Raw genomic sequence first — 25137 nt, forward strand, 5'->3', positions numbered from 1 at the left:
CACGCGGGTCTCGTCCAGGCCGTTCCTCAGGCCGGCATGAGGAGCTTGCGCGAATGGCACGCTAACCCATCCCTCGGGCGTGGTCCGACACGAAGTTGTCCGAGGTTCGTCGTTTCATCTGTCGCTCGTCATATGGCGGCCGCCGAGCTGGTCGGATCCGCGTGCTGCGGAACTTCGCGGCCGGACGCCGCGTGCAGGGCGGCTGCACGTCTGCATCGAAATCGTGCGTCTGCACGCACGATGAGCCGAACAAAAGCAGAAGAGGCGAGGGAACTTCGTTCTTCTCAGGAGAACCACGGACCGTGCGATCTACGCACGCGTGTAGGAGTTTGGTAGTTTCAAGGAAAAGTCTTGACGAGCTCGATCGGCCCGACGATCGCGGCATTGAAGTCGGCGAGGTCTTCGCTGGGAATCCAGTACTCGAGATGCTCTCGGCCGCCGGCCTCATGCACTTCGTACGCGTCGATGAAGCGTCGCAGGATCGCGAAGCGCAGCACATGGCCGCAGCCGCTCGCCGGTACGTTCCAGTCCCTCGCGATCTTCACGGCATAGGCCTCGGTCAGCACCGGGTAGAAGATCGGCTGCTCCGGAAGGCGCGGCGGAAACGCCCGCATGCCCGAGGCCGCGATCAAGGCGAACTCCTTTGGGCCGACCGGGCGCCACAGCGTGAGGGTCTGTTCCTTGTTGGATCCGGTCATGCTGGTCCCGAAAATTGGAAGCGGTAGGGGGCTCACAGAGAAGGACCAGCAGGATGATAGGGCACGGTCGAGACCACAATAACAACTTATAATTGAAGTGGCGTCTGTCACTGGCGCGAGAGGCGAGGTTGGAGCGCTCGGACAGGCCGGTCGTAATTCGCATGATCGCCGGTCGGCGGCTGCGCCGCTCGCGCGCATGGCCTCCGCCTTCAGCCGAGCCAGGATCCTCTCGCGGTCGCCGTCATCGGCGTCCGACTTCGCTTCCGGGCGCGCTCGTCGGGCAGCGCTTCCTCGGCGGTGCTCGGTGCACTGGGCGCCGGCCCCTCGAGCGGCAGGCGTGTCCCCGCGGTTGTCAGGGGTTTGCGAAGAGAAGAGTCGTGATTGTCGAGAAGAACATATTGCGAACAAAGAACGGATGGAGTACATTCACCTCAAGATTGCTGGCCGACCTCGTTAACCGTTTGTCCATCTCGCGAATCCCCGCCATAAGGAGCGCCAATGTCCGCCACCGCCCTGCGTATCGTCGAAGGTTCCTCAATGGATAAGAGTAAGGCGCTCTCTGCTGCGCTGTCCCAGATCGAACGTCAGTTCGGCAAGGGCTCGGTGATGAAGCTGGGCAAGAACGACCGCTCGATGGATGTCGAGACGGTGTCGACCGGCTCGCTCGGGCTCGACATCGCGTTGGGGATCGGTGGGCTGCCGAAAGGGCGCATCGTCGAGATCTACGGTCCGGAATCCTCGGGCAAGACCACGCTGGCGCTGCACACGGTGGCGGAAGCGCAGAAGAAGGGCGGCATCTGTGCCTTCATCGATGCCGAGCATGCGCTCGATCCGGTCTATGCGCGCAAGCTGGGCGTCAACATCGATGAGCTCCTGATCTCACAGCCGGATACGGGTGAGCAGGCGCTGGAGATCTGCGACACCCTGGTGCGTTCCGGTGCGGTCGACGTGCTGGTGGTCGACTCGGTGGCGGCGCTGGTGCCGAAGGCCGAGCTCGAAGGCGAGATGGGCGAGTCGCTGCCGGGCCTGCAGGCCCGCCTGATGAGCCAGGCTCTGCGCAAGCTGACGGCCTCGATCAACAAGTCCAACACGATGGTGATCTTCATCAACCAGATTCGCATGAAGATCGGTGTGATGTACGGCTCGCCGGAGACCACCACCGGCGGCAATGCGTTGAAGTTCTATGCCTCGGTCCGCCTCGACATCCGCCGCATCGGCGCGATCAAGGAGCGCGACGAGGTGATCGGCAATTCCACCCGTGTGAAGGTGGTGAAGAACAAGCTGGCGCCGCCGTTCAAGCAGGTCGAGTTCGACATCATGTATGGCGAGGGCGTCTCCAAGATGGGCGAGATCCTCGATCTCGGCGTCAAGGCCGGCATCGTCGAGAAGTCCGGCGCCTGGTTCTCTTACGATAGCCAGCGTCTCGGGCAGGGACGTGAGAATTCGAAATCGTTCCTCAAGACCAATCCGGACATGACCGCCAAGATCGAAGCCGCGATCCGCCAGAACTCCGGCCTGATCGCCGAGCAGATCCTGGCCGGCAATGCCGAGCGCGACGCCGACGGCGAGGAGCCGGCGGAGGAGTAGAGCTACGACGGCGGCGGGTGCCATGGACGTCGTGTTGCCGACGTTCCGGCGCCCGTTTGCAGATGTGTAGTGTTCTGCCGAAATCTGCGTTGCTGCATGACCAATGCAGTGAGCCCGGGTTTCTGAGCGCCGGATACGATCTTCAGCGCGAATAATCGAAAGCGTGCGAGCGGACCGGATCCGCGCGGCGGCACCGACGTTTCCGGCGCCGGTCCTGGGCGCCGGGAGCCGATTGCGAACGTGTTGATAGCGCCTTGAGCCAATCAGGTCGTGCCGGAGCCAACAGCATGACACGTTTGATTTTAGCGGCCGATGATCCCAGCGCTGGAGCGCTTCGGAGGGGCGGCTTTGCCGACCTGGTGGTGCCAATTCTCCATCGTTTCGTGTGGGGACCGCTGCCATCCGATGCCGAATTATCGGCTTATCTCGTCCAGCGCACCGTGCGACGGAAGCGGGGGCATTGGTTGGATTTCGCCTCGCGCGTCGACTTCATGGCGGTCGGCGGGCGGAGTCAGAGTTTTCTCGAACTTGTCGACCGTTGCGATAGCGTCGAACTGTGGATGGGGACCCGTCCGAACGATCAGTTGGTGCTGATCTGGCTCTTGGATTATCTGCGCGATTACGCCGAGATCGCGACGAAGATCGTGTTGCGACACCTCGATGCGCCAGTCTTCGACGCCTTGGCCAGACAACCCGCCGGCCGGACCATTGCCGGCGTGGCGCTCGCGCGTGAGCATCTCGACCTGGGCCATCTGGCATGGCAGGCGTTTCGGACGCCGACGCCGCAAGCCTGGTTCGATCTGTTGAAGCAGGATCTCAGTGCACTGCCGCAGCTTCGCCGCTGCGTGCAGGAGATGCTCGATGAGCTTCCCGGTGTTGCCACGGGCCTGGGAGCATCGGAACTGCGAATCCTCGAATTGCTGTCAGCCGGCTATCAGCACCCCTTCGACCTGTTGCCGCATCATCGGGATCGCTTTCAACGCCGCGTCTATGACTATTGGGAAGGAGGCACGTTGCTTGACGGTCTGGCACTCGCGCCGGTGCCGGCAATTTCGGGCCTCGACGAATGGCCGTTCTCGGTCGAGATGCACGACAGCCGTGAACGCCTCGAGCGCTACAAGGCCAGCAGGCTGTCGCTGACGCCGCTCGGCAAGGCGATCCTCGCCGGCGAGGAGGATTTCAGCAGCCATAATCCGATCCGGCGCTGGTGGGGCGGCACCGAATTGATCAACGCCAATCTCTGGCGTTGGCATGCGGTGCTCATCGCTCCGGATCCGGGCTCGTCTGACGTCATTGTTTGCCGCGAGCCGTGGCGCCCGATCGCTCGGAACATGCGTGAGGAAGCTTACTCCGCCGCCTGGGCGTAGTCCGCCACCGGCGGGCAGGAGCACACCAGATTGCGGTCGCCGTAGACGTTGTCGACGCGGCCGACCGGGCACCAGTACTTGTCGGTGCGCGAGGTGCCCGCGGGGAAGCAACCCTCGCTGCGGCGGTAGGCCCTGTTCCAATCGTCGTCGGCGATGTCGTGCACCGTGTGCGGCGCGTGGCGCAGCGGCGAGGCCTCGATTCCGAAGCGGCCCTGCTCGACCTCGGCGATCTCCTTGCGGATCGCGATCATAGCGTCGCAGAAGCGGTCGAGCTCAGCCTTGGACTCCGATTCCGTCGGCTCGATCATCAGGGTGCCCGCCACCGGGAAGCTCATAGTCGGCGCGTGGAAGCCGTAGTCGATCAGCCGCTTGGCGATGTCGTCGACGGTGACGCCGCTGCTCTGCTTGAGCGGCCGCGGGTCGATGATGCATTCATGCGCGACGCGGCCGCGCTCATTGCGGTAGAGCACCGGGAAATGCGCATCGAGCCGCGCCGCGACGTAGTTGGCGTTGAGGATCGCAATCTCGGTGGCGCGGGTCAGGCCGTCGCCGCCCATCAGCAGCATGTAGATGTAGGAGATGGTCAGGATCGAGGCCGAGCCGTAGGGGGCGGCCGAGACCGGCCCGATCGGATGCGCGCTCGCGCCGTCGGTCGCTGGGTGACCGGGCAGGAAGGGCGCCAGATGCGCCTTCACGCCGATCGGGCCCATGCCAGGGCCGCCGCCGCCATGCGGAATGCAGAACGTCTTGTGCAGGTTGAAATGGCTGACATCGGCGCCGTAATCGCCGGGTCTGGAGAGGCCGACCTGCGCATTGAGGTTGGCGCCGTCGAGATAGACCTGTCCGCCGTGGGCATGGACGATGTCGCAGATGTCACGGATGTGCTCCTCGAACACGCCATGCGTCGAGGGATAGGTGATCATGATGGCGGCGAGCTTGGCGCTATGCACTTCCGCCTTGGCCGCGAGATCGGCGAGATCGACATTGCCGCCTGCATCGCAGCCGACCACGACCACCTCCATGCCGGCCATATGCGCGGAGGCGGGGTTGGTGCCGTGAGCGGACGAGGGAATCAGGCAGATCGTGCGGTGGCCCTCGCCACGCGCGGCATGGTAGCCCCGAATGGCCAGAAGCCCGGCATATTCGCCCTGCGCGCCCGAGTTCGGCTGCAGCGACACGGCGTCATAGCCGGAGATGCGGCACAGCCAGTCGGTCAGATCGGCGAACATCGTGTGATAGCCGGCCGCCTGCGCGCGCGGCACGAACGGGTGCAGGCTGGAAAATTCCGGCCAGGTCAGCGGGATCATCTCGGTGGTCGCGTTCAGCTTCATCGTGCACGAGCCAAGCGGAATCATCGCACGATCGAGCGCGAGGTCGCGGTCCGCAAGCTTGCGCAAATAGCGCAGCATCTCGGTCTCGGAGCGATGCGCGTGGAACACCGGATGCGCGAGGTACGGCCGCTGCCGCTTGAGCTCGGCCGGCAGCGCCTCGCGGGCTTCCGCCTCGATCGTCGTGTAGGAGAGGTCGCCGCCGAATGCGCGCCAGACGGCTTCGACGACATCGGCCGTCGTGGTCTCATCGAGCGCGATCCGCAGCCTGCTGCCGTCGCGGCCAAGATTGATCCGCTCGCCTTCGGCGCGGGCGATGATCGACTCGGACTTGGCGCCGGCCTCGACGGTGATCGTGTCGAAGAAGGTCTCGCTTTCCGGCGCAAAGCCGAGCTTGCGCAGCCCCGCAGCCAGCACCGCGGTCCGCCGATGCGCGGTGCGGGCGATCGCCTTCAGCCCATCCGGGCCATGATAGACCGCATACATCGCGGCGATCACCGCCAGCAGCACTTGCGCGGTGCAGATGTTCGACGTTGCCTTCTCGCGCCTGATGTGCTGCTCGCGGGTCTGCAGCGCCAGCCGATAGGCGGGGGCACCGCGCGAATCGACGGACAGGCCGACGATGCGGCCGGGCAGCGACCGCTTCAGCGCATCGCGCACCGCCATGTAGGCCGCATGCGGTCCGCCATAGCCCATCGGCACGCCGAAGCGCTGCGCCGAGCCGATCGCGATGTCGGCGCCGAGTTCGCCCGGCGAGGCAATCACGGTCACGGCCAGCAGGTCGGCGGCCAGAATCGCCAGTGCGCCCTTGTCGTGCAGCTTGGCGATCGCGGCGCGCGGATCGCGCAGCGCGCCCGTCGTATCCGGATATTGCAGCAGGCCGCCGAACACCTCGGCGCCGTCCAGATCCTTGGCGGGATCGCCGACGATCAGCTGCCAGCCGAGCGGCTCCGCGCGGGTGCGCAGCACCGCCAGCGTCTGCGGATGCACGTTCCGATCGACGAAGAATGCCTTGGTCTTCGCCCGTGCCGACCGCTCGGCCAGCGCCATCGCTTCCGCCGCCGCCGTGGCTTCGTCCAGCAGCGAGGCGTTGGCGACGTCGAGCCCGGTGAGATCGCAGATCATGGTCTGGAAGTTGAAAAGCGCCTCCAGCCGCCCCTGGCTGATCTCCGGCTGATAGGGGGTGTAGGCCGTGTACCAGGCCGGGTTCTCCAGGATGTTGCGCTGGATCACCGCCGGCATCAGCGTGCCGGAATAGCCCTGGCCGATCAGCGAGGTGAAAACCTGATTCCGCGTCGCCAGTGCGCGCATGTGCGACAAGGCTTCAGTTTCGCTCAGCGCCGGCTCGAGGGTGAGCGGCGCCGCCTGCCGGATCGTGCCGGGCAGCGTCTGCGCCATCAGCTCCGCGACGCTCTTGGCGCCGACGGTCTCCAGCATCGCCGCGACGTCGCGCGGCGAGGGACCGATATGGCGGCGGGCGAAGCTGGCGGCGGCATCATCGAGCGGCTTGAGCGGCGTGGTCATGAGCAAATCCTCTATGCCTCGTCATGCCCCGCGACGGCGGGGCATCCAGTAAACAGCGACGGCGAGATCGGTAGGCCGTAGCCCGGGCGAGCGCAGCGACCCCGGGACCGCCGGTCCCGCATATCGCTCCGCTCATGCGGGCTACGCACCGCGCGTCTCACGCCGTGTGCGCCTTGTAGGCGGCCTCATCCATCAGCCCGCCGAGCTCGCTCTTGTCGGCGATCTTGAGCTTGAAGAACCAGGCCTTGCCGCCGGCGTCGGTGTTGACGAGCGCAGGCTCGTCGACGATCGCCTGGTTGACCTCGACCACCTCGCCGGTGATTGGCGCATAGACGTCGGAGGCGGCCTTGACCGATTCGACCACGGCGGCGGCTTCCGACTTCTTCAGCGCGCGGCCGACCTGCGGCAGCTCCACGAACACGACGTCGCCGAGCTGGGCCTGCGCATAGTCGGTGATGCCGATGGTGGCTGTGTCGCCATCGATGCTGAGCCATTCATGGTCGGAGGTGTAGAGCGTAGTCATGGACGTCCTTCAGCGCTTGTAGGTGTTGGGAACGAAGGGCATGGCGGCGACCCGCAGCGGCAGGCGTTGGCCGCGCACATCGGCGAACAACGGGGTGTCGAGCGCAGAGAGAGTGGTCGGCACGTAACCCATCGCGACCGGCGCATTCAGCGTCGGGCCGAAGCCACCAGAGGTGACCTTGCCGACCGGCTCGCCTGAATCGGCCGAAGCGAACAGCGCTGCTCCCTCGCGCACCGGCGCGCGGCCCTCGGGCCGCAAACCGACGCGGCGGCGTGTCGCACCGCCATCGAACTGCGCGAGGATCTTGTCAGCGCCGGGGAAGCCGCCGGCCCGCGCGCCGCCGGTGCGGCGGACCTTCTGCACCGACCATTCCAGCGCAGCTTCCACGGGCGTTGTCGCCGTGTCGATGTCGTGGCCGTAGAGGCAGAGCCCGGCCTCGAGCCGCAGGCTGTCGCGGGCGCCCAGCCCGATCGGCAGCACGTCCTTGTCGGACAGCATCGCCTCGGCGAGCCGCTCGGCCTGATCGGCAGGCACCGAGATCTCGTAGCCGTCCTCGCCGGTGTAGCCCGAGCGCGAAACGTAGCAGGCAAGCCCATCGACGCTGCGCGGCCCCGCGTCCATGAACCGCATCGCCTCGGCCTCTGCACAGAATTTCGTCAGCACGGACGCCGCCTTCGGCCCCTGCAGCGCCAGCAGCGCGCGGTCGGTCAGCGGTTGGACCTCGCAGACGTCGGACAGCCCGTCGCGCAGCAGCGCGATGTCCGCCTCCTTGCAGGCGGCGTTGACCACCAGCATCAGGTGCTCGCCGAAATTCGCCACCATCAGGTCGTCGAGGATGCCGCCCTCGGCGTTGGTGAACTGGGCATAGCGCTGCCGGCCGGGCGGGATGCCGATGACGTCCTGCGGCACCAGCCGCTCCAGCGCCGCCGCGGCGTCGGCGACGTTGCCGGATTTCGGCAGCAGCGCGACCTGGCCCATGTGGGAGACGTCGAACAGCCCGGCCGCGCTGCGGGTATGGAGGTGTTCCTTGAGTACGCCGGGCGCGTATTGCACCGGCATCTCATAGCCCGCAAAGGGCACCATCTTGCCGCCGAGGCTGACATGCAGCGCATGCAGCGGCGTTCGCTTCAAAGAAAGGGGGGCAGCCGGTTCAGCCATCGATCAGGGGTCCTCGCGCGGTTCCTCGGGACCAGTCCCGAAAAACGCCACCGAAGCCCCATCTGTCGCTGTGCCTGAGAGTATTATCCCGTCGGCGGACGCGTCCCGGGATCAATCCCAGCCGGCGTCTCTTTCCAGATGCAGTTGCAGTCGCGAGGGTCCTTTTGCCTGAGAGTTTCCGGGGCGGTTGCTCCTTCGGCGCCGACCCTTGAAGTTCAACCAGAACCTCAGAAGGCCAGTCTCTCCCGACGCGACTGTCGTCTATGTCCGGGACCAAACACCAGCCCGCGCAAGCTGTCAACGCGTCACGGCGGCTTTCAACCAGCTTTAGGAGCCGTGCAGCAAGCCCATGATGTTTCTGCACAGTTTCTGGACACGCGAAGTCGCCTTGTCTAAAAGCATTGCCGCCGAATTCCCGGACTTCTTCGATTGGATTGCTATGAGCGGCGTCAACGAGATCAGGTCGACCTTCCTCAATTTCTTCGCTGCGAACGGCCACGAGATCGTGCCGTCCTCGCCGCTGGTGCCGCGCAACGACCCGACTTTGATGTTCACGAACGCCGGCATGGTGCAGTTCAAGAACGTCTTCACCGGCGTCGAGAAGCGGCCCTACAACCGCGCCACGACGTCGCAGAAGTGCGTCCGCGCCGGCGGCAAGCACAACGACCTCGACAATGTCGGCTACACCGCCCGGCATCACACCTTCTTCGAGATGCTCGGCAACTTCTCCTTCGGCGACTATTTCAAGGAGAACGCCATCGAGCTCGCCTGGAAGCTGGTCACCAAGGAGTTCGGCCTCCCGAAGGACAAGCTGACCGCGACCGTCTACATCGACGACGACGAGGCGTTCGGGCTCTGGAAGAAGATCGCCGGCCTGCCGGAATCGCGCATCATCCGCATCGCCGGTTCGGACAATTTCTGGCAGATGGGCGACACCGGCCCGTGCGGCCCGTGCTCGGAGATCTTCTACGACCACGGCGACAAGATCTGGGGCGGCCCGCCCGGCTCGCCGGAGGCCGATGGCGATCGCTTCATCGAGATCTGGAACCTCGTGTTCATGCAATACGAGCAGCTCGAAGGCGGGGTGCGCAATCCGCTGCCGAAGCCGTCGATCGACACCGGCGCCGGCCTGGAGCGCGTCGCCGCGGTGCTGCAGGGCAAGCACGACAATTACGACATCGACCTGTTCGTCGCGCTGATCCGCGCCATCGCGGATCTCACCAATGCCGACCCGCAGGGGCCGCAGAAGGCGTCGCTTCGCGTGATCGCCGACCATTTGCGCGCCTCGTCGTTCCTGATCGCGGACGGCGTGCTGCCGTCCAACGAGGGCCGCGGCTATGTGCTGCGCCGGATCATGCGCCGCGCGATGCGCCACGCCCAGCTGCTCGGCGCCCGTGAGCCGCTGATGCACAAGCTCGTCGGCACGCTCTCGCGCGAGATGGGCCAGGCCTATCCCGAGCTGATCCGCGCCGAGGCGCTGATCAAGGAGACGCTGCGGCTCGAGGAGACCCGCTTCCGCAAGACCCTGGAGCGCGGGCTGGCCATCCTCGACGAGAAGTCGGCCTCGCTCACCAAGGGCGACATGTTCGACGGCGACGTCGCCTTCACCCTGTACGACACCTACGGCTTCCCGTTGGACCTCACCCAGGACGCGCTGAAGTCGCGCGGCATCAGCGTCGACCAGGCCTCGTTCACCGATGCCATGGACCGCCAGCGCGCCAAGGCCCGCGCGGCCTGGGCCGGAAGCGGCGAGGCGGCGACCGAGACCGTCTGGTTCCCGCTGCGCGAGAAGCTCGGCGCCACCGAGTTCCTCGGCTACGAGACCGAGACCGCGGAGGGCGCGGTCACCGCGCTGGTCAAGGACGGCGCCGAGGTCGACAGCCTCAAGGCCGGCGAGAGCGGCGCGATCGTCCTCAACCAGACGCCGTTCTACGGCGAATCCGGCGGCCAGGTCGGCGACACCGGCGTGATGACCGGCGACGGCGTCCGCGTCCGTATCACCGACACCCAGAAGAAGGCCGGCGACCTGTTCGCGCATATCGGCACGGTGGAGCAGGGCACGCTCAAGCTCGGCACGGCGCTGCAGCTCGACGTCGATCACGGCCGGCGCTCGGCGATCCGCGCCAATCACTCCGCCACCCACATCCTGCACGAGGCGCTGCGCCAGGTGCTCGGCGACCACATCGCCCAGCGTGGCTCGCTGGTCTCGCCCGACCGCCTGCGCTTCGATTTCGTCCATCCGAAGCCGATCTCTCCGGAGGAGCTCGCCCGCGTCGAGGACATCGCCAACGACGTCGTGCTCGAGAATGCCGAGGTCACGACCCGGCTGATGGGGCTCGACGATGCCCGCGAGGCCGGCGCCCGCGCGCTGTTCGGCGAGAAATATGGCGACGAGGTCCGCGTCGTCTCGATGGGCAATGCCGCGCGCGAGCTGGGCTCGAATGCCATGGGCTGGTCGGTCGAGCTGTGCGGCGGCACCCACGTCAAGCGCACCGGCGACATCGGCCTGATCGCGGTCACCTCGGAGAGCGCGGTGGCCTCCGGCGTCCGCCGCATCGAGGCGCTGACGGCGCGCGGCGCGCGGGCGCATGCCAACCACAATCTCTCGCTCGCCAAGGCCGCCGCGGCCGAATTGCGTACCACGGTCGACGAGGTGCCGGCGCGCATCACCGCGCTGATGGAGGAGCGCAAGAAGCTCGAGCGCGAGCTGTCGGACGCGCGCAGGAAGCTCGCGATGGGCGGCGGCCAGGAGACCGGCAACGGCGCTCCCGCCGGCGTCCGCGAGGTCGGCGGCGTCAAGCTGATGGCGCGCGCCGTCTCGGGCATCGAGATGAAGGATCTCAAGTCGCTCGCCGACGAGGCCAAGAAGCAGCTCGGCTCGGGCGTCGCCGCCATCGTCGGCGTCACCGAGGACGGCAAGGCCGGCGTCGTGGTCGGCGTCACCGCCGATCTCACACCGCGCTTCAATGCGGTCGACCTCGTGCGCGCCGCGTCCGAGGCGCTGGGCGGCAAGGGCGGCGGCGGCCGTCCCGACATGGCCCAGGCCGGCGGCCCCGACGGCACCAAGGCGGAGGCTGCGCTGGCCGCGATCGAGAGTGCGATCGGCAAGGCAGGCTGATCGTGCCGACGCTCGGGCCGGGCGAGAGCGTTCGCGATCCCGATCTGCGCGACCGGCTGTACGAGCTGCTCGAGCACGACCATCTGCCGAGCACGCACGGCTCGCGCGTCGTCCAGTTCATCGTGCTCGTCATCACGCTCGACGTGCTGGCGGTGGTGCTGGCCTCGGACCCGGACATCGCGGCCGCCATTGGCGGACTGCTGCGCGCGATCAAGGTCTGTTCGCTGATCGTGTTTGCCGCGGAGTATGTCGCTCGGCTCTGGAGCGTGGCGGGGCACATGCCGCGGCGCCAGTCGCCGCACCGCGAGCGGCTCGCCTACGCGTTGTCCGCGCTCGGCCTGATCGATCTCCTGTCCTTCGTGCCGGCGTCCATCGCGCTCGTGCTCGGCGATCGCACGCTGGAAGCGCTGTGCATCGTGCTGCCGTTCCTGAAGCTGGTGCGCTATTCGCCGGCGCTGCGCTCGCTCTTGTCGGCCGTGCAGGCCGAGCGGCGCATCTTGATCGGCTGCCTCGTCATCCTGGCCGGCGCGGTGCTGCTGTTCGCCTCACTGCTCTACGCGGTCGAGCGCGATGTCCAGCCCGACAAGTTCGGCACCATTCCGCATGCGATGTGGTGGGCGATCGTGACGCTCGGCACCGTCGGCTATGGCGACGTCGTGCCGGTGACGCCGCTCGGCCGCATCATCACGGTGTTCGCGATCATCTGGGGCTTTGCCATGATCGCGCTGCCGGTCGCGATCATCTCCACCGCGTTCGCCGAGGAGATCAAGCGGCGCGATTTCGTCGTCACCTGGGGCATGCTGGCGCGGGTGCCGCTGTTCTCGCATCTTTCGGCGTCCGAAATCGCCGACATCATGCGGCTGTTGCGTGCGCGTACGATCGAAGCCGGCGAGGTGCTGGTGCGGCGTGGCGATCCGGCGTCCTCGATGTATTTCATCACCACGGGCGAGGTCGAGATCGAGCTGCCGACGCAATGCGTCAAGCTCGCCGACGGCACGTTCTTCGGCGAGATCGCGCTGCTGCACCGGACCAAACGCTCGGGCACCGTGACGGCGACGCGCAAGACCCGGCTGCTGGTGCTCGACGCGCAGGATTTCCATGCGCTGATCGCGCGCATGCCGGCGCTCGCCGCGCATGTCCGGACCATCGCCAAGGCGCGTATGGCCGATTCCGGCGATCTTGCCCTCGCCGAGCTGTCGCAGGCCGAACGCGACGACCAGCCGGACGCGTAGGACGCTGCTCCCGGATCGCTCGCAGTCCCCCGTCCCATCTTCCAACCAGTCAAACAGCCGGGCGTGCACCCACGGTCCCGCGGCGCGGTCGCGCCCGGGGGATGCGGAAAGCACTCGCCCTCGAAAGACGATGAGGGCGCAGGGAATGCCGGGTGAGGGCCTCACCCATGGCCCGCCTGCTGAAAAAATGCAGGCGGCAGGTACCACAGGCAAAGCCGGATCATCCGGCATTCCCTGCGCGGCGGTTTTAACGCTTATACGCGATCTCCTCGGTGCACCGGGCTTGTTGGCCACCGTTCGCGACAATGCGCTTCAAGCGCATCGCGCGGGACATCAGCATCGGGATGCCAGGACCACGCGACTTCACGTCCGCGAGCGCATCATTCGTCCGCACCCGAAAGCGCGCTGATGCCCTCACGTCCACCGCATTGCCGGTCCAACGTTTCGTGACGACGCGTACGCCCCTCATCCGGACCGGAACGAGGAGAGAATAGACATGATTTGCTGATTTTCGGAAGTGATTTATTTTCGCGCCGTCCTCTTGAATCGCGTGATGTCATTGAGGCGGATGACGAAACAACGTTGTTGGCGCATCAGCTATCGCGAGCTGATGAGAACCGTCGAGGCCATATCCGCCTCGACACGCTGGTCGTCGGGCAAATCAACGCGCCGCGTCCTCAAAGCTGTGCGTGCTGCAAGATGGCCGTTCTTCCTTGGGAAGCGAGTGTGCCAACGGTCCCCTGCACAGCGGCGCACCTGGCGAATATTCCGCACCGCAGTATGTGACGCCCATGTCACACTTACGGTTATACCGACTCCCCAATATAATATGACTATTCAAAGGCACCTCGGCGCTTGCTAGGATTGCCATCCAATCTCAGGTTGACGAATTCGCTCCTCGAATGAGCGGCGGCCGGGATTGAGCCGTGGGGAAGCGCGTGCCGGGACGGAGGCTCTGGGCCGGACGCGACAGAACAACAGCCAGAGCCTGGGGACGCTGCGAGGAGCAGGAAAAATGAGTGGGTTTGCGACGACCGCACGTATGTGTGGCGTAGGGATTGCTTTGTCTTGTTTGTTGGGCGGCGGTGCGCTCGCCGCCGATCTGCCGATGAAGGCGCCGCCGGTTCCCTATGCCGGTGTCGATGATTTCTGGACGCGGCCGTATCTGTTCGGCGATCTCGGCCGGACCAGGCTGAAGGAGCAGGGCATCTCGCTCGCGCTCACGCTCGGCGACGAAGCCGTCACCAATCTGTCAGGTGGCTCGCGCAACACCGCGGCCAATGCCGGGCAATTGTGGTTCGAGGCCAAGTTCGACATGGCCAAGCTCGCCGGCATCCAGGGCGGCCTGATCGGCGTGACGCTGGTCGACCGCTTCGGCAAGAATCTCAACAGCGAAGCCGGCATTCCGGCGCTGCAGCTGACCAACGAGGTGTTCGGCCGCGGCAACATCCTGCGCCTTACCGAGTTCTACTATCAGCAGAAGCTGTTCGACGACCGCCTCGTGCTCAAGGGCGGCCGGCTGCCGGTCGGCTCCGACTTCTTCTTCGGCCAGTGCGAGTTCATCAACCTGACCTTCTGCGGCGGCCAGCCCGGCAACATCCAGGGCGGCTACATCTACAACTGGCCGGTCAGCCAGTGGGCCGGCGTCGTGCACTACAACTTCACCAAGGAGTGGAAGCTGTCGGTCGGCGTCTACGATGCCAATCCGAACTACCTGACGACGTCGGACGCCGGCGTCTACCTGGCGCCGGGCATCGCGCGCTCCAATCCGGCCTCGGGCGTCCTGGTGCCGGTGGAAGTGGTGTGGGAGCCGAGCGGTCCGCTCAACGGCACCTGGCGCTTCGGCGGCTGGTATGACAGCGCTTCGACCATCGACGGCGGTCTGCCCGGCATCACCGGGGTCTACGCCGGCGGTCCCGGCGTGGGCGATCAGAACCTCAGCAGCCAGCGCGGCCGCTACGGCTTCTACGAATCGATCCTGCAGCGGCTGACCGTCGAGGGTCCGAAGGCGCAGGGCTGGTATACCTTCCTCAACACCAGCGTGGCCGATCACCGCACGTCCTATCAGGATTACCAGATCTCCTGGGGCGTCAAGCACACCGGCACCTTCTCGTTCCGTCCCGACGACGAGGTCGGCTTCGCGGTCGGCACCACGCATGTCAACTCGGCGGCGCTGACGCCGAATGCAGGCGGCAACGAAGTGCCGATCGAAGCCTGGTATGGCTGGCAGGCGACCGGCTGGATGAACCTGAAGTTCGACGCCCAGTATGTCATCAATCCGGGCGGACGCGGCTTCAACGCCGCCGGCCTGAAGACCGGCAATGCGGTGGTGCTCGGCCTGCGGACGGTGGTGCATTTCTGAGAAGCCTGTCAGGCGAGGGGCGGATGTGCAGCATCCGTCCCTCGCTGGGCTGAGACGATGAGCCGTCCTTTGCCGACGCCGAACCTGGTGGGCCTGCCCATCGGGGTAGGGGCGCGATGCGTTGGTATCGGTTGACTCTTTTTCGCTGCGACACGACATCTCCCTGGCATTGCCGCGCCGGCCCAGGAGACCGCCATGACCGCAACCGACGTCCGTCTCGCCGCCGGCCAGCGACTGGGCGACGAGGTCGTGGACTGGCTCACCAGCGGCACCCGCGACGAACGCTTCATCGACAACATCTTCGCGCAGATGTGCATCCGCCTGCAGCGCGCCGGAATCCCGGTGAAGCGCGCGTCGCTGCACGTGCAGATCAACCATCCGCAATGGCTCGGCGCGCGCATCCTGTGGAGCGACGGGATGGAGAGCTCCGAGATCAATCGCGTCGACTATGACGTCGGCTCGCGTTCCGAGTTCATCGGCAGCCCGGTGAGCGAGGTCTACAACGGCGCCGACGAGATCCGTGAAAACCTGGCGCGTGATCCCGCGCTCGGCCGGCAGCATGGCATCTATGACGACATGCGCGCGCAGGGGCTGACCGACTATGTCGCCTGGCCGATCTTTCACACGCTCGGCAAGCGCCACTGCGTGACCTTCGCGACCGACCAGCGCGGCGGCTTCGATCATGCCGAGATCGGCGCCCTGAAGCGGCTGCTGCCGGTGCTGGCGCTGGTCAGCGAGATCCGCATCAAGAACCGGCTGGCGCGCACCCTGCTCGAGACCTATGTCGGGCCGCATGCCGGCGAGATGGTGCTGGCCGGCGCGACCCGACGCGGCAGCGGCGAGACCGTGAGCGCCGCGATCATGATCTGCGATCTCCGCGACTTCACCAAGATCTCCGACAATTGGCCGCGCGACGACGTGATCGATCTCCTCAACGGCTATTTCGACGCGATGGTCGAGCCGATCACAGAGCATGGAGGCGAGATCCTGAAGTTCATCGGCGACGGCCTGCTCGCCATCTTTCCGCTTAGCCAGCCCAGCGCCTGCGAGAACCTGCTGCACGCGGTCACCGGCGCCAGGCAGGCGATGGCGGCGCTCAACGCGCGGCATGCGGAAGGCGGCCGTGCGCCGCTGCGCTACGGCATCGGCATCCACGTCGGCGACGTCATGTACGGCAACATCGGCTCGCGCACGCGGCTGGATTTCACCGTGATCGGACCCGCGGTCAACATGGCTTCGCGCATGGAGGCGCTGACCAAGCAGGTCGGTCGTCCCGTGCTGATGTCGCGGGCCTTCGCCGAACTCGTCGAAGGCCCGTTCGCGCTCGAACGCGTCGGCGAATACCCGGTGCGCGGCTTCAACGACCCGATCGAGCTGTTTGCGTTCGAGGGGTAGGGCGTCGTACGAGCTGTGCCGTGCTCACGGCATGGCTCAGCGGCCGAACTCGTCCTGAAGCCGCAGGAATGTCTCGGTCGGGCGATCATAGCTGACGAGCCTGACGTCGAGGTCGAAGCTCGACGCCAGCAGCAGCGCGCGGCGCAGCGCGTCCTCGATCCAGCTCTCCTCATTGCCGAATGCGCCGCCGCCGACGCTGGTGAGCAGGGCAATGTTCGAGCCGCGTGTCGCGTTGAGGACCGCCGCCCAGATCGTCGCCTCGTAGCTGGCCTCCAGGATCAGGCGGGCGAATGTCTGCCAATATCGGGGGGCAGGGGAGCAGTAGGCCACGGGGAGCGCGGAGCAGAAGGCCTGCGACACTGTCGGTCGGGGCTCGCCCGCGTCGGTCAGCTCGACGTCGGAATGCAGGCCGATCCGAAGGTGTCCGCGCAATGCGTCGATCTCATCGCCATCGCTTGCGTCGAGGATGGCCGTGATGGTCTCGAGTCCGGTCCGCGTGCACAGGGCGTACCCGTTCGTCATCGCCCAAAGCTCGCCGCCGCGGGATAGACGGGACTTCAGAGCCGCCCCGACATCTGCGAGCGCGTCGAGCTGACGGTCGCGGGTCTGGCCCGCTTCACCGCCGACCGGGGCAAAGTAGTTGCGGTAGATCGTTGCGGCGCCGGCGGCGATCGCGCAGGCCGGCCCCTGCGTCGGGTCGTGCTGGTAGATCGTGACGCCGTCTTCCGGCGTCGCGTGGGGGCCGATCATCTCCAGCAGATTGAACTGCGAGGCGACCTGGAACAGCGCGCCGGCGAACTCCGGGACCAGATGAAGGGTGCGGACATCGCCGCTGACGAGGCTCACGCGGAGCCGTCCGGTTCGACAGGCCGAGTCTTGGACCCTGGTCCGGAGCTCCGACAATTTCGGAAGCTCCAGCCGCCCGGTCTGGTAGCTCTTGCCATTGACCAGAGACGTCAGCCGTCCATCTTCGCAGACCAGTCTGGCGCGCGTCGAGGCATAGTCGGTCTCCTTGAAGCCGGTCAGGCGTTCGAACCAGTCCACGACATCAGCCTTTCGTTTTTGCTAGCCGACAAGATACGGCGAAATCGCCTCGGCGTCTGACGTTCGCGCGAGACGCAGTGTAGGCCATCGCAGCTCGCCGCAGCAATGAACGACTCTGTCGCCGTGCCTAGAGGATTCGCAGCGGCCGCCACCAGACGAGGCTCGGCGCGAACAAGGCCACAGCGAGCGCAAATGCGCCCCCGGCAATACAGATCGTGACGATGGCGCGCGGCGACAGGCCGCGGGCCTGCGGCAGGAATGTGAGCGCCCGGACGATCGCTCCGGTGATGAAGCCCGCTCTTGCGATCGGCAGCATCGGGATGTCGAGCAGATCTTCGAGCGTACACGCGCGGCTGCAGCTGCCTTGCTCCAGCGTCCACCATTCCCGCAGGCCGCCGATCATTGTCGCCAGCGCGAGCAGCAGCGTTGCCGCCAGCAGCGCCCGCCACGATGGCATTAGCACCGCGATCGCATAAGAGATCAGGCAGACGGCGAGCATCTGCGTCAGGACGTCGAGCATCGTCGCGCGACTCAACTCTCATCCAGGAACGGCGCCACCACCTCGCGCGTCTCCGCGCTGGTGACCACCGGGACGATCTCGAAGGTCATGCCGGTGTTGCGGGCGTTGGACAGGATCCATTGCTGCAGCAGGCGGGCGTCGTTGCATTCCATCAGTTGGAAGCAGCGGTCGAAGTTCGGCTCGATCCAGCTGCCGAGATATTTCAGCCCGTCGGGAAAGGTGATGCCGGGATCGCGAACGCGACGGTAGACGGGAATCGGATCGCGGTCCTTGAAACGCTCGATCACCATGAACAGCATGCGCGCCTCCGCCTGGGTCCGGCGCAGAGTGTGGACGGAATCGAGCAGGTGTTCCAGGTCTCGCGCGTGGCCTCGCGGTCCGAAAGACCGGCTGCGGCACCGGCGGTGAGGGAGCTCTACTGCCCCGACGGCGTACGCAGGCCGTGCCAGGCGTCCCGCACTTGGTGGTAGTGCACCTCGGGCAGATAGTCCGGCGTATTCAGATTGAGGTTCTTGACGTCGAGCCGGCCGATCGCGCTGAGCAGCGTGTAGGAGGCGATGACGCGGTCGCGCTGCGCGCCGATCAGCCGTGCCTTGGCCTGGATCAGATCGGCCTGCGAGTTGAGCACGTCGACCGTGGTGCGCTGGCCGCCCTGGGCCTCGCGCGAGACGCCCTGCAGCGCGACGGTGGCGGCCTTCACCTCGGCCTCCGAGGCGCTGACGGCGACCTTGGCGCCTTCATTGGCAACCCAGGCGCTGACCACCGCGGTGCGCGCCTGGTTGCGGACCTGGTCGAGAACGAGGCGGCTCTGCGCCGCGAGCTCCTTGCTCTGGCGGGTCTGCGACGCTGCGGTGCCGCCGTCATAGATCGGCGCGGTGACGCTGCCGACGATCGAGGCCTGGTCGGTGCCGAAGGTGCCCAGCGTCTGATCCGAATCGCGGCTGCGGCTGACGCCGCCTTGCAGGGTCACGGTCGGCAGCAGCGCGCCCTCGGCGACCTTGATCGAGGTCGAGGCCACGTCGACGTCGAAGCTCGCCGCAGCCACCGCCGGATTTTCCTTGTTGCCGAGCGCAATCGCGTCCTCGCGGCTGCCCGGCAGCAGGCGATCGATCGGGTCGGCCGCGCGCAGCTGGCCCGGCGCCATGCCGATGACCTGGGCATAGGTCGCCTGGCTGATGGCGAGGTTGACCTCGGCGGCGTTGAGGTCGGACTGGCCGCGCGCCAGCCGCGCCTCGGCCTGCGAGGCATCGGTCGGCGTGACGTCACCGGCATTGAGGCGGCGCTGCGTGACGGAGAGCGTCTCGCGCAGGAAGGCGACGTTGGAGCGCTGCGCCTCGACCAGAGACTGGTTGGCGAGCACGTTGGTGTAGGCGGTGACGGCGTCGAGCAGCACGCCCTGGCCGACGTTGCGCAGCGCCTCGCGGCCCGACTGCACCTGCAACTCGGCCATGCGGACGCTGTTGGCGGTCCGGAAGCCGTTGAACAGCGTCTGCGTCACGGTGACGCCGATGGTCCAGGGCTTCAACGTTGCGGTCTGGATCGTGTTGCTGGGCAGCAGATTGCGCACGGCCTGCAGGCCGGCGCCGAGGCTCGCGATCAGTTGCGGGCGATAGCCGGCGAGCGCCTGCGGCACGTTCTCGTCGGTGGCGCGCTGGCGCGCGCGCTCGGCGTTCAGCGCCGGGTTGGTCTGATAGGCTTTGACGAGCGCGGCCGCGAGATCCTCGGCGCGCGCGGGCGAGCAGGCGACGACAAAGCTGGCGGCCACGGTCAGGCCGAGGCCGAACCGCCGCGCATGCACCTTGCCGACGCCAAATTGTTTGGCTCGACCCACCATCCGACTCCGCCGCGTCTCACTGTCTTAACCAGTTGTTTACCTGTTTAGGGCGGATGGCGGCCACACACAAACCGCGGATGTGGAATCCGGCGGGCTTTTCCATGGTTTGTTGTGGCGCTCTCGCCACAGGCCGTTTGTCGCAGTGCTGCGACATGGCCGCGCGAATACGCGCTTGGTAAGCGGGTGAGGTGCACCCGTCGACGCGAGAGGCAGAGCGATTCGTTCAGCTGCGAGTGACCCGCAGCCATCTCACCGGTTCTTGTTCACCGGCTTGCGCTTCTCGATGAACGCGGCCATGCCCTCGGCGCGGTCTTCCAGCGCGAAGGTGGCGTGGAACAGGTTTCGCTCGACATTCATGCCTTCGGACAGCGGGGTCTCGAAGGCGCGGTTGACGGCCTCCTTGGCCATCGCCGCAGCCGGGCGCGACATCGATGCGATCTTCTCCGCCGCGGCCATCACCTCGTCCATCAATTTGTCGGCCGGCACGATGCGGCTGACGAGGCCGGAGCGTTCGGCCTCGGCCGCATCCATCATGCGGCCGGTGAGGCAGAGGTCCATCGCCTTGGCCTTGCCGATCGCGCGCGTCAGGCGCTGGGTGCCGCCAATGCCCGGGATGGTGCCGAGCGTGATCTCGGGCTGGCCGAATTTTGCGGTGTCGGCGGCGATGATGAAGTCGCACATCATCGCGAGCTCGCAGCCGCCGCCGAGCGCATAGCCCGAAACCGCAGCGATCGTCGGCTTGCGGCAGCGCGCGACGCGGTCGCCGCCGATCGCGGTGAAGTCGCTCGAGAACATGTCGATGAAGCTCTTGGGCTGCATCTCCTTGATGTCGGCGCCGGCGGCAAACGCCTTCTCGCTGCCGGTGATCACGATGCAGCCGATGGCGTCGTCGGCCTCGAGATCGTCGACGGCTGCGGCGATCTCGCGGAAGACGCCGAACGACAGCGCGTTGAGCATCTTCGGCCGGTTCAGGGTGATGAGTCCGACCGCGCCCTTGCCCTCGACGATGATGTGCTCGTAAACGCTCATGATCCCACCCCGCAAATCAAAACAGCGGGCAATGTGCCCGCTGGATCGCTACGCATCAAGTAGGTGCGGCGCCGCGTGGCGCCTCAGATCATGAACATCCGTGCCGCCGAGCCCAGGGTGAGCAGGGTGCCGCAGGCGATGAAGATCTTACCGATGATCGAGGCCTTGTCCCAGCCCGAGCTGTCGTCATTGCTGACCGTGACCATGTTCACGGTGACGTCCGAGGCCGTCGGCGCATCGCTCGGCGCGGCGTCGGCCGATTCCGCCGCAGGCGCGGCCTGAGCCTGGGCCTCGGCCGGCATCGGCGCCGGGAATCCGTCCTGCTTCGCCGCCGGGGCGCTCTCGGCCCCCACCGGCAGGAACGGACTGTAGCTCTGCTGTTCGGCCGCGCGCGCCAATCCAGTGCCAACGAGGCCCAGAACGAACGCGGCGGCAATGATCAATGCTGAACGTCCACTGGCTTGGATCGTCATCGTCGGCTTCTCCCCATCCCGCCAGCCCAAGTCGGAGTGAGACCCCGACAGATGTCGAGAACGGGGCAGAAAATGGGTATCTTCCTGCCGCTCACGGCAAAAGCTGGGCGGCGCCGCAGTTTGCGATGCGGCCCATCAAACCTGATCATGCACCGTGCGATTCGGTGCTATGGAGCGGTTCCAAGGAACTGTTTCCAAGACTTGCCCGGTGGCGTGCTCTCGGTGTGGCGTAACTCGGATGCTTCCGAGGCCAACGTCCGCATCACGAATTAGTGATCATTATGCCGCGAGAGTAACAAGCTGACGATTCGGGCGAATTGCTGGGGGTGGAGCGGAATTGCGGGAGCGTGACGACGAGTGGACGGGCTGGATGCGCCAGGCCGTCGCCGGTGACGACGAGGCCTATCATCGCCTGCTGAGGGCGGTCACGCCGGTGTTGCGCGCAGCATCACGGCGCGGGCTGGCGCGCGCCGGCCAGCCCCCCGACCAGGCCGAGGACATCGTGCAGGAAATTCTGTTGGCGGTTCATCTCAAGCGGCACACCTGGGACGTCGATGCGCCGTTCGCGCCCTGGCTGTTCGCGATCGCGCGCAACAAGCTGATCGACATGCTGCGCCGGCGCGGCCGCCGGGTGTTCGTCGACATCGACGATTTCTCGGAGACGCTGGCCGACGAGCCGCCGGCACCCACCGTCTCGGCCGGCGAGGTCGAGGCGCAGCTGAAGACGTTGCCGCAGCGCCAGCGCGACGTGCTGCAGTCGATCGCGGTCGAGGCCGCCTCGATCAAGCAGACCGCGGAAAAGTTTTCGATGAGCGAGGGCGCGGTGCGGGTGGCGCTGCACCGGGCGCTCGCAAGCCTCACGGCCAAGCTACGGGATACCTGACCATGGACACCGATCAGCTCATCCGCACCCTCGCGGCCGACAATGCGCAGCGCGCGCAGCCGGTCGGCATCGTGCTGGCGCTGGCCCTGATGGCGGCAACGCCGGTCTCGACCGCGATGCTGCTCATCGGCCTCGGCGTGCGGCCGGACATCTGGCTCGCGGTGCGCAATCCGTTCTTCGACCTGAAGTTCGTCGTCACCACGGCGCTGGCGATCCCGGCGCTGATCATCAGCCTGCATCTGTCGCGCCCCGAGGCCTCGCTGCAGGGCTGGAGCTGGCTCCTGATCGCGCCGATCGTGGTCCTCGTCGGCGGCATGGCGGCGGAGATGATGCTGCCGCAGCGCACGCCGATGATGGCGCGGCTGGTCGGCCACAATTCGATGGTGTGCATGAGCGCCATCCCCGTGCTGTCGCTGCCGCTGCTGGGCGCGGCGCTGTTCGGCCTGCGCCATGGCGCGCCGTCGCGTCCGGCGATGACCGGCGCGATCGCCGGGCTGGTCTCGGCGGGCATGGCGGCGACGCTCTATGCCGCGCATTGCACCGACGATTCGCCGCTGTTCGTGGCCACCTGGTACACGGTGGCGGCGCTGATCGTGGCCGGGCTTGGCGCGCTCATCGGCGCGAGGGTGCTGCGCTATTGAGCGCGCTACGCCTGCACCGGCGTCGCGGCATCCTGCACGCGATGGAAGCGCAGCACCTGCTGCGCGGTGGACCGCCGGAGCCGTTCATAGGTGGCCTTGCAGGCGTCGAGATCGGCGATGGCGGTGGTGGCGAGCTCATCGCGCATCAGGATGATCGACTTCACCGTCGGCCATGACAGGCCTGCGACCTTGGCGAGGATCATGACGCCCTCGGCGCGGCTTTCGATCATGATGCTCTCGGCGACCGCGACCGGCACGTTGGCCATGGCCGCAAGCGCCGCATTGGCCTCGTCGAACTTGCGCTGCTCGGTGAACTGCACGACGAGACGGTCGTCGAGCCGGCCCTCGGCATGCAGCGAGCGCACCAGCGCGTGCGCGATCTCGGTCTGGCTGGTCAGCGCCACCGCGCTCGATCGCGCCCGCCGGCCCGCCATGCGCACCGCCGAGGGGACCTCCTGCGCGAGCTTCGGATTTGCCGCCTCGAGCCGCGTGCGGACCGTGGCCGACGCCTTGGCGACCAGCTTCAGATAGAGGTGGCGCGGCAGATTGGGCCGCAGGGCGAGGCAGGCGGCGAGGTTTTCGTCCAGCGCGGCGCGATCGACCAGCGTGTCGAAGCTCGCCTCCGAGACGTCGGCGCCGGGATTGCTGACGGTGCTGTGAACGACCTCGTCGTTGCCGCGCCTGAGCAGGATGTCGGTGACGGCGCGGCTGAGCACGCGCCGGAGCGAGATCGCGAGCAGATGCGCCTGGCTCTTGGTCTCGGCTGTGCGGATCAGCGCGGCCTCATCGAGCCGGTCGGACTTCGACAGCACGGGACCTGCGACATCGATGGCGTCGTCATCGGCCAGCCGGTGCAGCGTCCGCGGCGGCGCCGACGCCAGCGGCGCCAGCCGCCGCGCGAGCAGGGCGCGGGCCGAGATCTCGATGTGCTCGACCAGGCATTCGAACACGTCGTCGAACAGCGCGACCTGATCATCGGCGAAGTCCGTCGCGCCGTCGACGAACAGGTCCGTTACCTTGCGCAGGGTCTCGACCCGCCGGGCGACGGTGCCGTGCGCGAGCGTGTCCTCGAGCTCGTCGAGCAGGCTTTCGTTCGGGGCGGGTTTCGGGGTCATGCCGGGATGGCGCAGGCGCTGGTGACGCGATTGCGGCCCTGCGCCTTCGAGTCGTAGAGCGCACGATCGGCCCGGGCGAGCAGCGAATCGGCGGTCTCGTCGCCGCGCGGGGTGGCCACGCCGGCCGAGAACGTGACCTGCAGGCCGGTCGAAAACGCGCTCCAGTCGAGGCCGGCGATGATCTGGCGCAATCGTTCGGCGAGCCGCGCCGCGGCGTCGGCCGGCGCGCCCGGCAGCACCAGCAGGAATTCCTCGCCGCCGTAGCGGCCGAAGCGGTCGCTGCCGCGAATGTTGGCGAAGATGGTGATGGCGAAGGTGCGCAGCACATCGTCGCCGGTCGGATGGCCATGCGTGTCGTTGATGCGTTTGAACCAGTCGAGATCGATCAGCACCACCGAGCAAGGCTGGCCGCCCTGCTGCGCCTGCGCCATCTCCTCGTCCAGCACATGCATGATCGAGTGCCGGTTCAGCGCGCCGGTGAGCTCGTCGAGCTCGGCCAGCTCCTCGATGCGGCGATAGGCTTCCTTGAGCTTCTGTCCGCGCTGGTACAGCGTCTCGCGCAGCGCGCTGGAGAAGATGCCGAGGAACATGCAGCAGGCGATGGTGAGCAGGAAGACCAGCAGCGTCGCGAGCCGCTCGAGGCCGCTGCCGTGCGGCATGCCGAGCGGCTTGTCGGTGAGCAGGAACAATCCCGCCAGGCCGATCGCGAGGAACGTCCAGCAGATCGCGCTCTGGCGCGGCGTCGCCCGCAGCGAGGCAAAGGCGACGACGATGTACAGCGTGCATAGGAACAGGATGCTGACTTCGGGCGCGATGTAGCAGAACGCGACCGTGAGCATCATGCTGGCGAGCGATTGCGGCACCACGAGGTAGTGGTCGCGGAAACGGTCGTTGAAACCGCTCTCCGACAGGACGGTCCACAGCGCGACGGTGAGAATGCCGATCGCTGCGTAGGCTGGCGCGATCGTGACCGGGACGGTTCCCGCCTGGGCGTAGATCAGCAGGATGACGGCATCGATCAGGTAGCATCCGGCGACCAGCGCCAGCATCTGCCGGCGCCGTCCGGCTCGACGCGCGCGCAGGTCGCTGGACGGAGACGGCTGCGCGTCCCCGGCCTCAGCGATATCAGGACTGGGAAAAGGCGGTGCCGTCGTGCCCATGTGCTCGCGATTCTTCGTCGTTGGCTTAATATCTACGTGGGAAAGCATTTAACTTTGGTATCTATGGGCATGGACGAAGAGGCCGCCGCCGTGGTGCTGCGACCGGGAATCTACGGCTTTCAGGGCGGGTAGTTGGCGGGAACGGG

At 66.7% G+C, this 25137-nt stretch carries 20 protein-coding genes and 1 riboswitch; of the genes, 8 read left to right on the top strand and 12 right to left on the bottom strand.

Annotated elements, in window-relative coordinates; all coding sequences use genetic code 11:
- Positions 1–338 precede the first annotated feature (338 nt).
- A complete protein-coding gene (locus ACQR2C_RS10435; RefSeq protein ID WP_315804347.1) occupies positions 339–632 on the bottom strand; it encodes a hypothetical protein in 294 nt (97 codons plus the stop codon).
- 564 nt (positions 633–1196) lie between these two features.
- On the opposite strand from ACQR2C_RS10435, the gene recA reads away from it, so the two are divergent.
- Positions 1197–2285, top strand: coding sequence for a recombinase RecA (recA, locus tag ACQR2C_RS10440; RefSeq protein WP_315804259.1), 1089 nt, complete (start codon positions 1197–1199; stop codon positions 2283–2285).
- A 287-nt stretch (positions 2286–2572) separates the two neighbouring features.
- Positions 2573–3652 carry a DUF1835 domain-containing protein gene (locus ACQR2C_RS10445; RefSeq protein ID WP_434881053.1) on the top strand — a complete coding sequence of 360 codons (1080 nt, stop codon included), beginning with the start codon at positions 2573–2575 and terminating at the stop codon, positions 3650–3652.
- On the opposite strand, the gene gcvP is transcribed toward ACQR2C_RS10445, so the two are convergent.
- The 3 genes from gcvP to gcvT all read right to left on the bottom strand — a co-directional run bounded on the left by gcvP (position 3631) and on the right by gcvT (position 8185).
- Complete coding sequence (gene gcvP, locus ACQR2C_RS10450) at positions 3631–6504, bottom strand: aminomethyl-transferring glycine dehydrogenase (RefSeq protein ID WP_434881054.1); 2874 nt, start codon at positions 6502–6504, stop codon at positions 3631–3633. The genes ACQR2C_RS10445 and gcvP overlap by 22 nt on opposite strands.
- Before the next feature lie 157 nt (positions 6505–6661).
- The gene (gene gcvH, locus ACQR2C_RS10455; RefSeq protein ID WP_316238711.1) at positions 6662–7027 is read right to left on the bottom strand and encodes a glycine cleavage system protein GcvH; all 366 of its coding nucleotides are present in this window, start codon (positions 7025–7027) and stop codon (positions 6662–6664) included.
- Positions 7028–7036: 9 nt separating this feature from the next.
- Positions 7037–8185, bottom strand: coding sequence for a glycine cleavage system aminomethyltransferase GcvT (gene gcvT / locus ACQR2C_RS10460; protein ID WP_434881055.1), 1149 nt, complete (start codon positions 8183–8185; stop codon positions 7037–7039).
- A gap of 146 nt (positions 8186–8331) precedes the next feature.
- Positions 8332–8443: riboswitch (glycine riboswitch) on the bottom strand.
- A gap of 181 nt (positions 8444–8624) precedes the next feature.
- Here gcvT and alaS point away from each other — a divergent pair.
- The 4 genes from alaS to ACQR2C_RS10480 all read left to right on the top strand — a co-directional run bounded on the left by alaS (position 8625) and on the right by ACQR2C_RS10480 (position 16292).
- Positions 8625–11303: an alanine--tRNA ligase gene (gene alaS / locus ACQR2C_RS10465; RefSeq protein ID WP_434881102.1), complete on the top strand. Its 2679-nt coding sequence runs from the start codon at positions 8625–8627 to the stop codon at positions 11301–11303.
- Between the two features lie 2 nt (positions 11304–11305).
- Positions 11306–12535, top strand: coding sequence for a cyclic nucleotide-gated ion channel (locus ACQR2C_RS10470; protein ID WP_434848778.1), 1230 nt, complete (start codon positions 11306–11308; stop codon positions 12533–12535).
- 1015 nt (positions 12536–13550) lie between these two features.
- On the top strand, positions 13551–14897 hold the full coding sequence (locus ACQR2C_RS10475) for a carbohydrate porin (protein WP_434881056.1): 1347 nt from the start codon (positions 13551–13553) through the stop codon (positions 14895–14897).
- A 195-nt stretch (positions 14898–15092) separates the two neighbouring features.
- Positions 15093–16292, top strand: a complete 1200-nt coding sequence (locus ACQR2C_RS10480) for an adenylate/guanylate cyclase domain-containing protein (RefSeq protein ID WP_434881057.1) — start codon at positions 15093–15095, stop codon at positions 16290–16292.
- 36 nt (positions 16293–16328) lie between these two features.
- Here ACQR2C_RS10480 and ACQR2C_RS10485 read toward each other — a convergent pair whose 3' ends face one another.
- From ACQR2C_RS10485 to ACQR2C_RS10510, 6 genes are all read right to left on the bottom strand, one after another.
- Positions 16329–17336 (bottom strand): hypothetical protein, encoded by a 1008-nt coding sequence (locus ACQR2C_RS10485; RefSeq protein WP_434881058.1) that lies wholly within the window; start codon positions 17334–17336, stop codon positions 16329–16331.
- 127 nt (positions 17337–17463) lie between these two features.
- Positions 17464–17871: a hypothetical protein gene (locus tag ACQR2C_RS10490; protein ID WP_315804247.1), complete on the bottom strand. Its 408-nt coding sequence runs from the start codon at positions 17869–17871 to the stop codon at positions 17464–17466.
- Positions 17868–18155, bottom strand: a complete 288-nt coding sequence (locus ACQR2C_RS10495) for a DUF3303 domain-containing protein (RefSeq protein WP_316218117.1) — start codon at positions 18153–18155, stop codon at positions 17868–17870. The genes ACQR2C_RS10490 and ACQR2C_RS10495 overlap by 4 nt, the downstream gene beginning before the upstream one ends.
- Before the next feature lie 116 nt (positions 18156–18271).
- Entirely contained in the window at positions 18272–19690 is a 1419-nt protein-coding gene (locus tag ACQR2C_RS10500) for a TolC family outer membrane protein (RefSeq protein ID WP_434881059.1), read from the bottom strand.
- A 249-nt stretch (positions 19691–19939) separates the two neighbouring features.
- Positions 19940–20719, bottom strand: coding sequence for an enoyl-CoA hydratase (locus ACQR2C_RS10505; RefSeq protein WP_434881060.1), 780 nt, complete (start codon positions 20717–20719; stop codon positions 19940–19942).
- 83 nt (positions 20720–20802) lie between these two features.
- A complete protein-coding gene (locus tag ACQR2C_RS10510; protein ID WP_316218115.1) occupies positions 20803–21192 on the bottom strand; it encodes a hypothetical protein in 390 nt (129 codons plus the stop codon).
- Positions 21193–21529: 337 nt separating this feature from the next.
- Here ACQR2C_RS10510 and ACQR2C_RS10515 point away from each other — a divergent pair, with 337 nt between their 5' ends.
- Together ACQR2C_RS10515 and ACQR2C_RS10520 are read left to right on the top strand one after the other, a co-directional pair.
- Positions 21530–22075 carry a sigma-70 family RNA polymerase sigma factor gene (locus ACQR2C_RS10515; protein WP_315804242.1) on the top strand — a complete coding sequence of 182 codons (546 nt, stop codon included), beginning with the start codon at positions 21530–21532 and terminating at the stop codon, positions 22073–22075.
- Between the two features lie 2 nt (positions 22076–22077).
- Entirely contained in the window at positions 22078–22716 is a 639-nt protein-coding gene (locus ACQR2C_RS10520) for a DUF1109 domain-containing protein (protein WP_315804241.1), read from the top strand.
- A 5-nt stretch (positions 22717–22721) separates the two neighbouring features.
- Here ACQR2C_RS10520 and ACQR2C_RS10525 read toward each other — a convergent pair whose 3' ends face one another.
- Positions 22722–23831 (bottom strand): DUF2336 domain-containing protein, encoded by a 1110-nt coding sequence (locus ACQR2C_RS10525; RefSeq protein WP_434881061.1) that lies wholly within the window; start codon positions 23829–23831, stop codon positions 22722–22724.
- Positions 23828–24991, bottom strand: a complete 1164-nt coding sequence (locus ACQR2C_RS10530) for a GGDEF domain-containing protein (protein WP_315804239.1) — start codon at positions 24989–24991, stop codon at positions 23828–23830. The genes ACQR2C_RS10525 and ACQR2C_RS10530 overlap by 4 nt, the downstream gene beginning before the upstream one ends.
- Positions 24992–25137: the final 146 nt, after the last annotated feature.

The sequence above is a fragment of the Bradyrhizobium sp. HKCCYLRH3061 genome (assembly GCF_051168015.1).
In the GTDB taxonomy this organism is placed as follows: domain Bacteria; phylum Pseudomonadota; class Alphaproteobacteria; order Rhizobiales; family Xanthobacteraceae; genus Bradyrhizobium.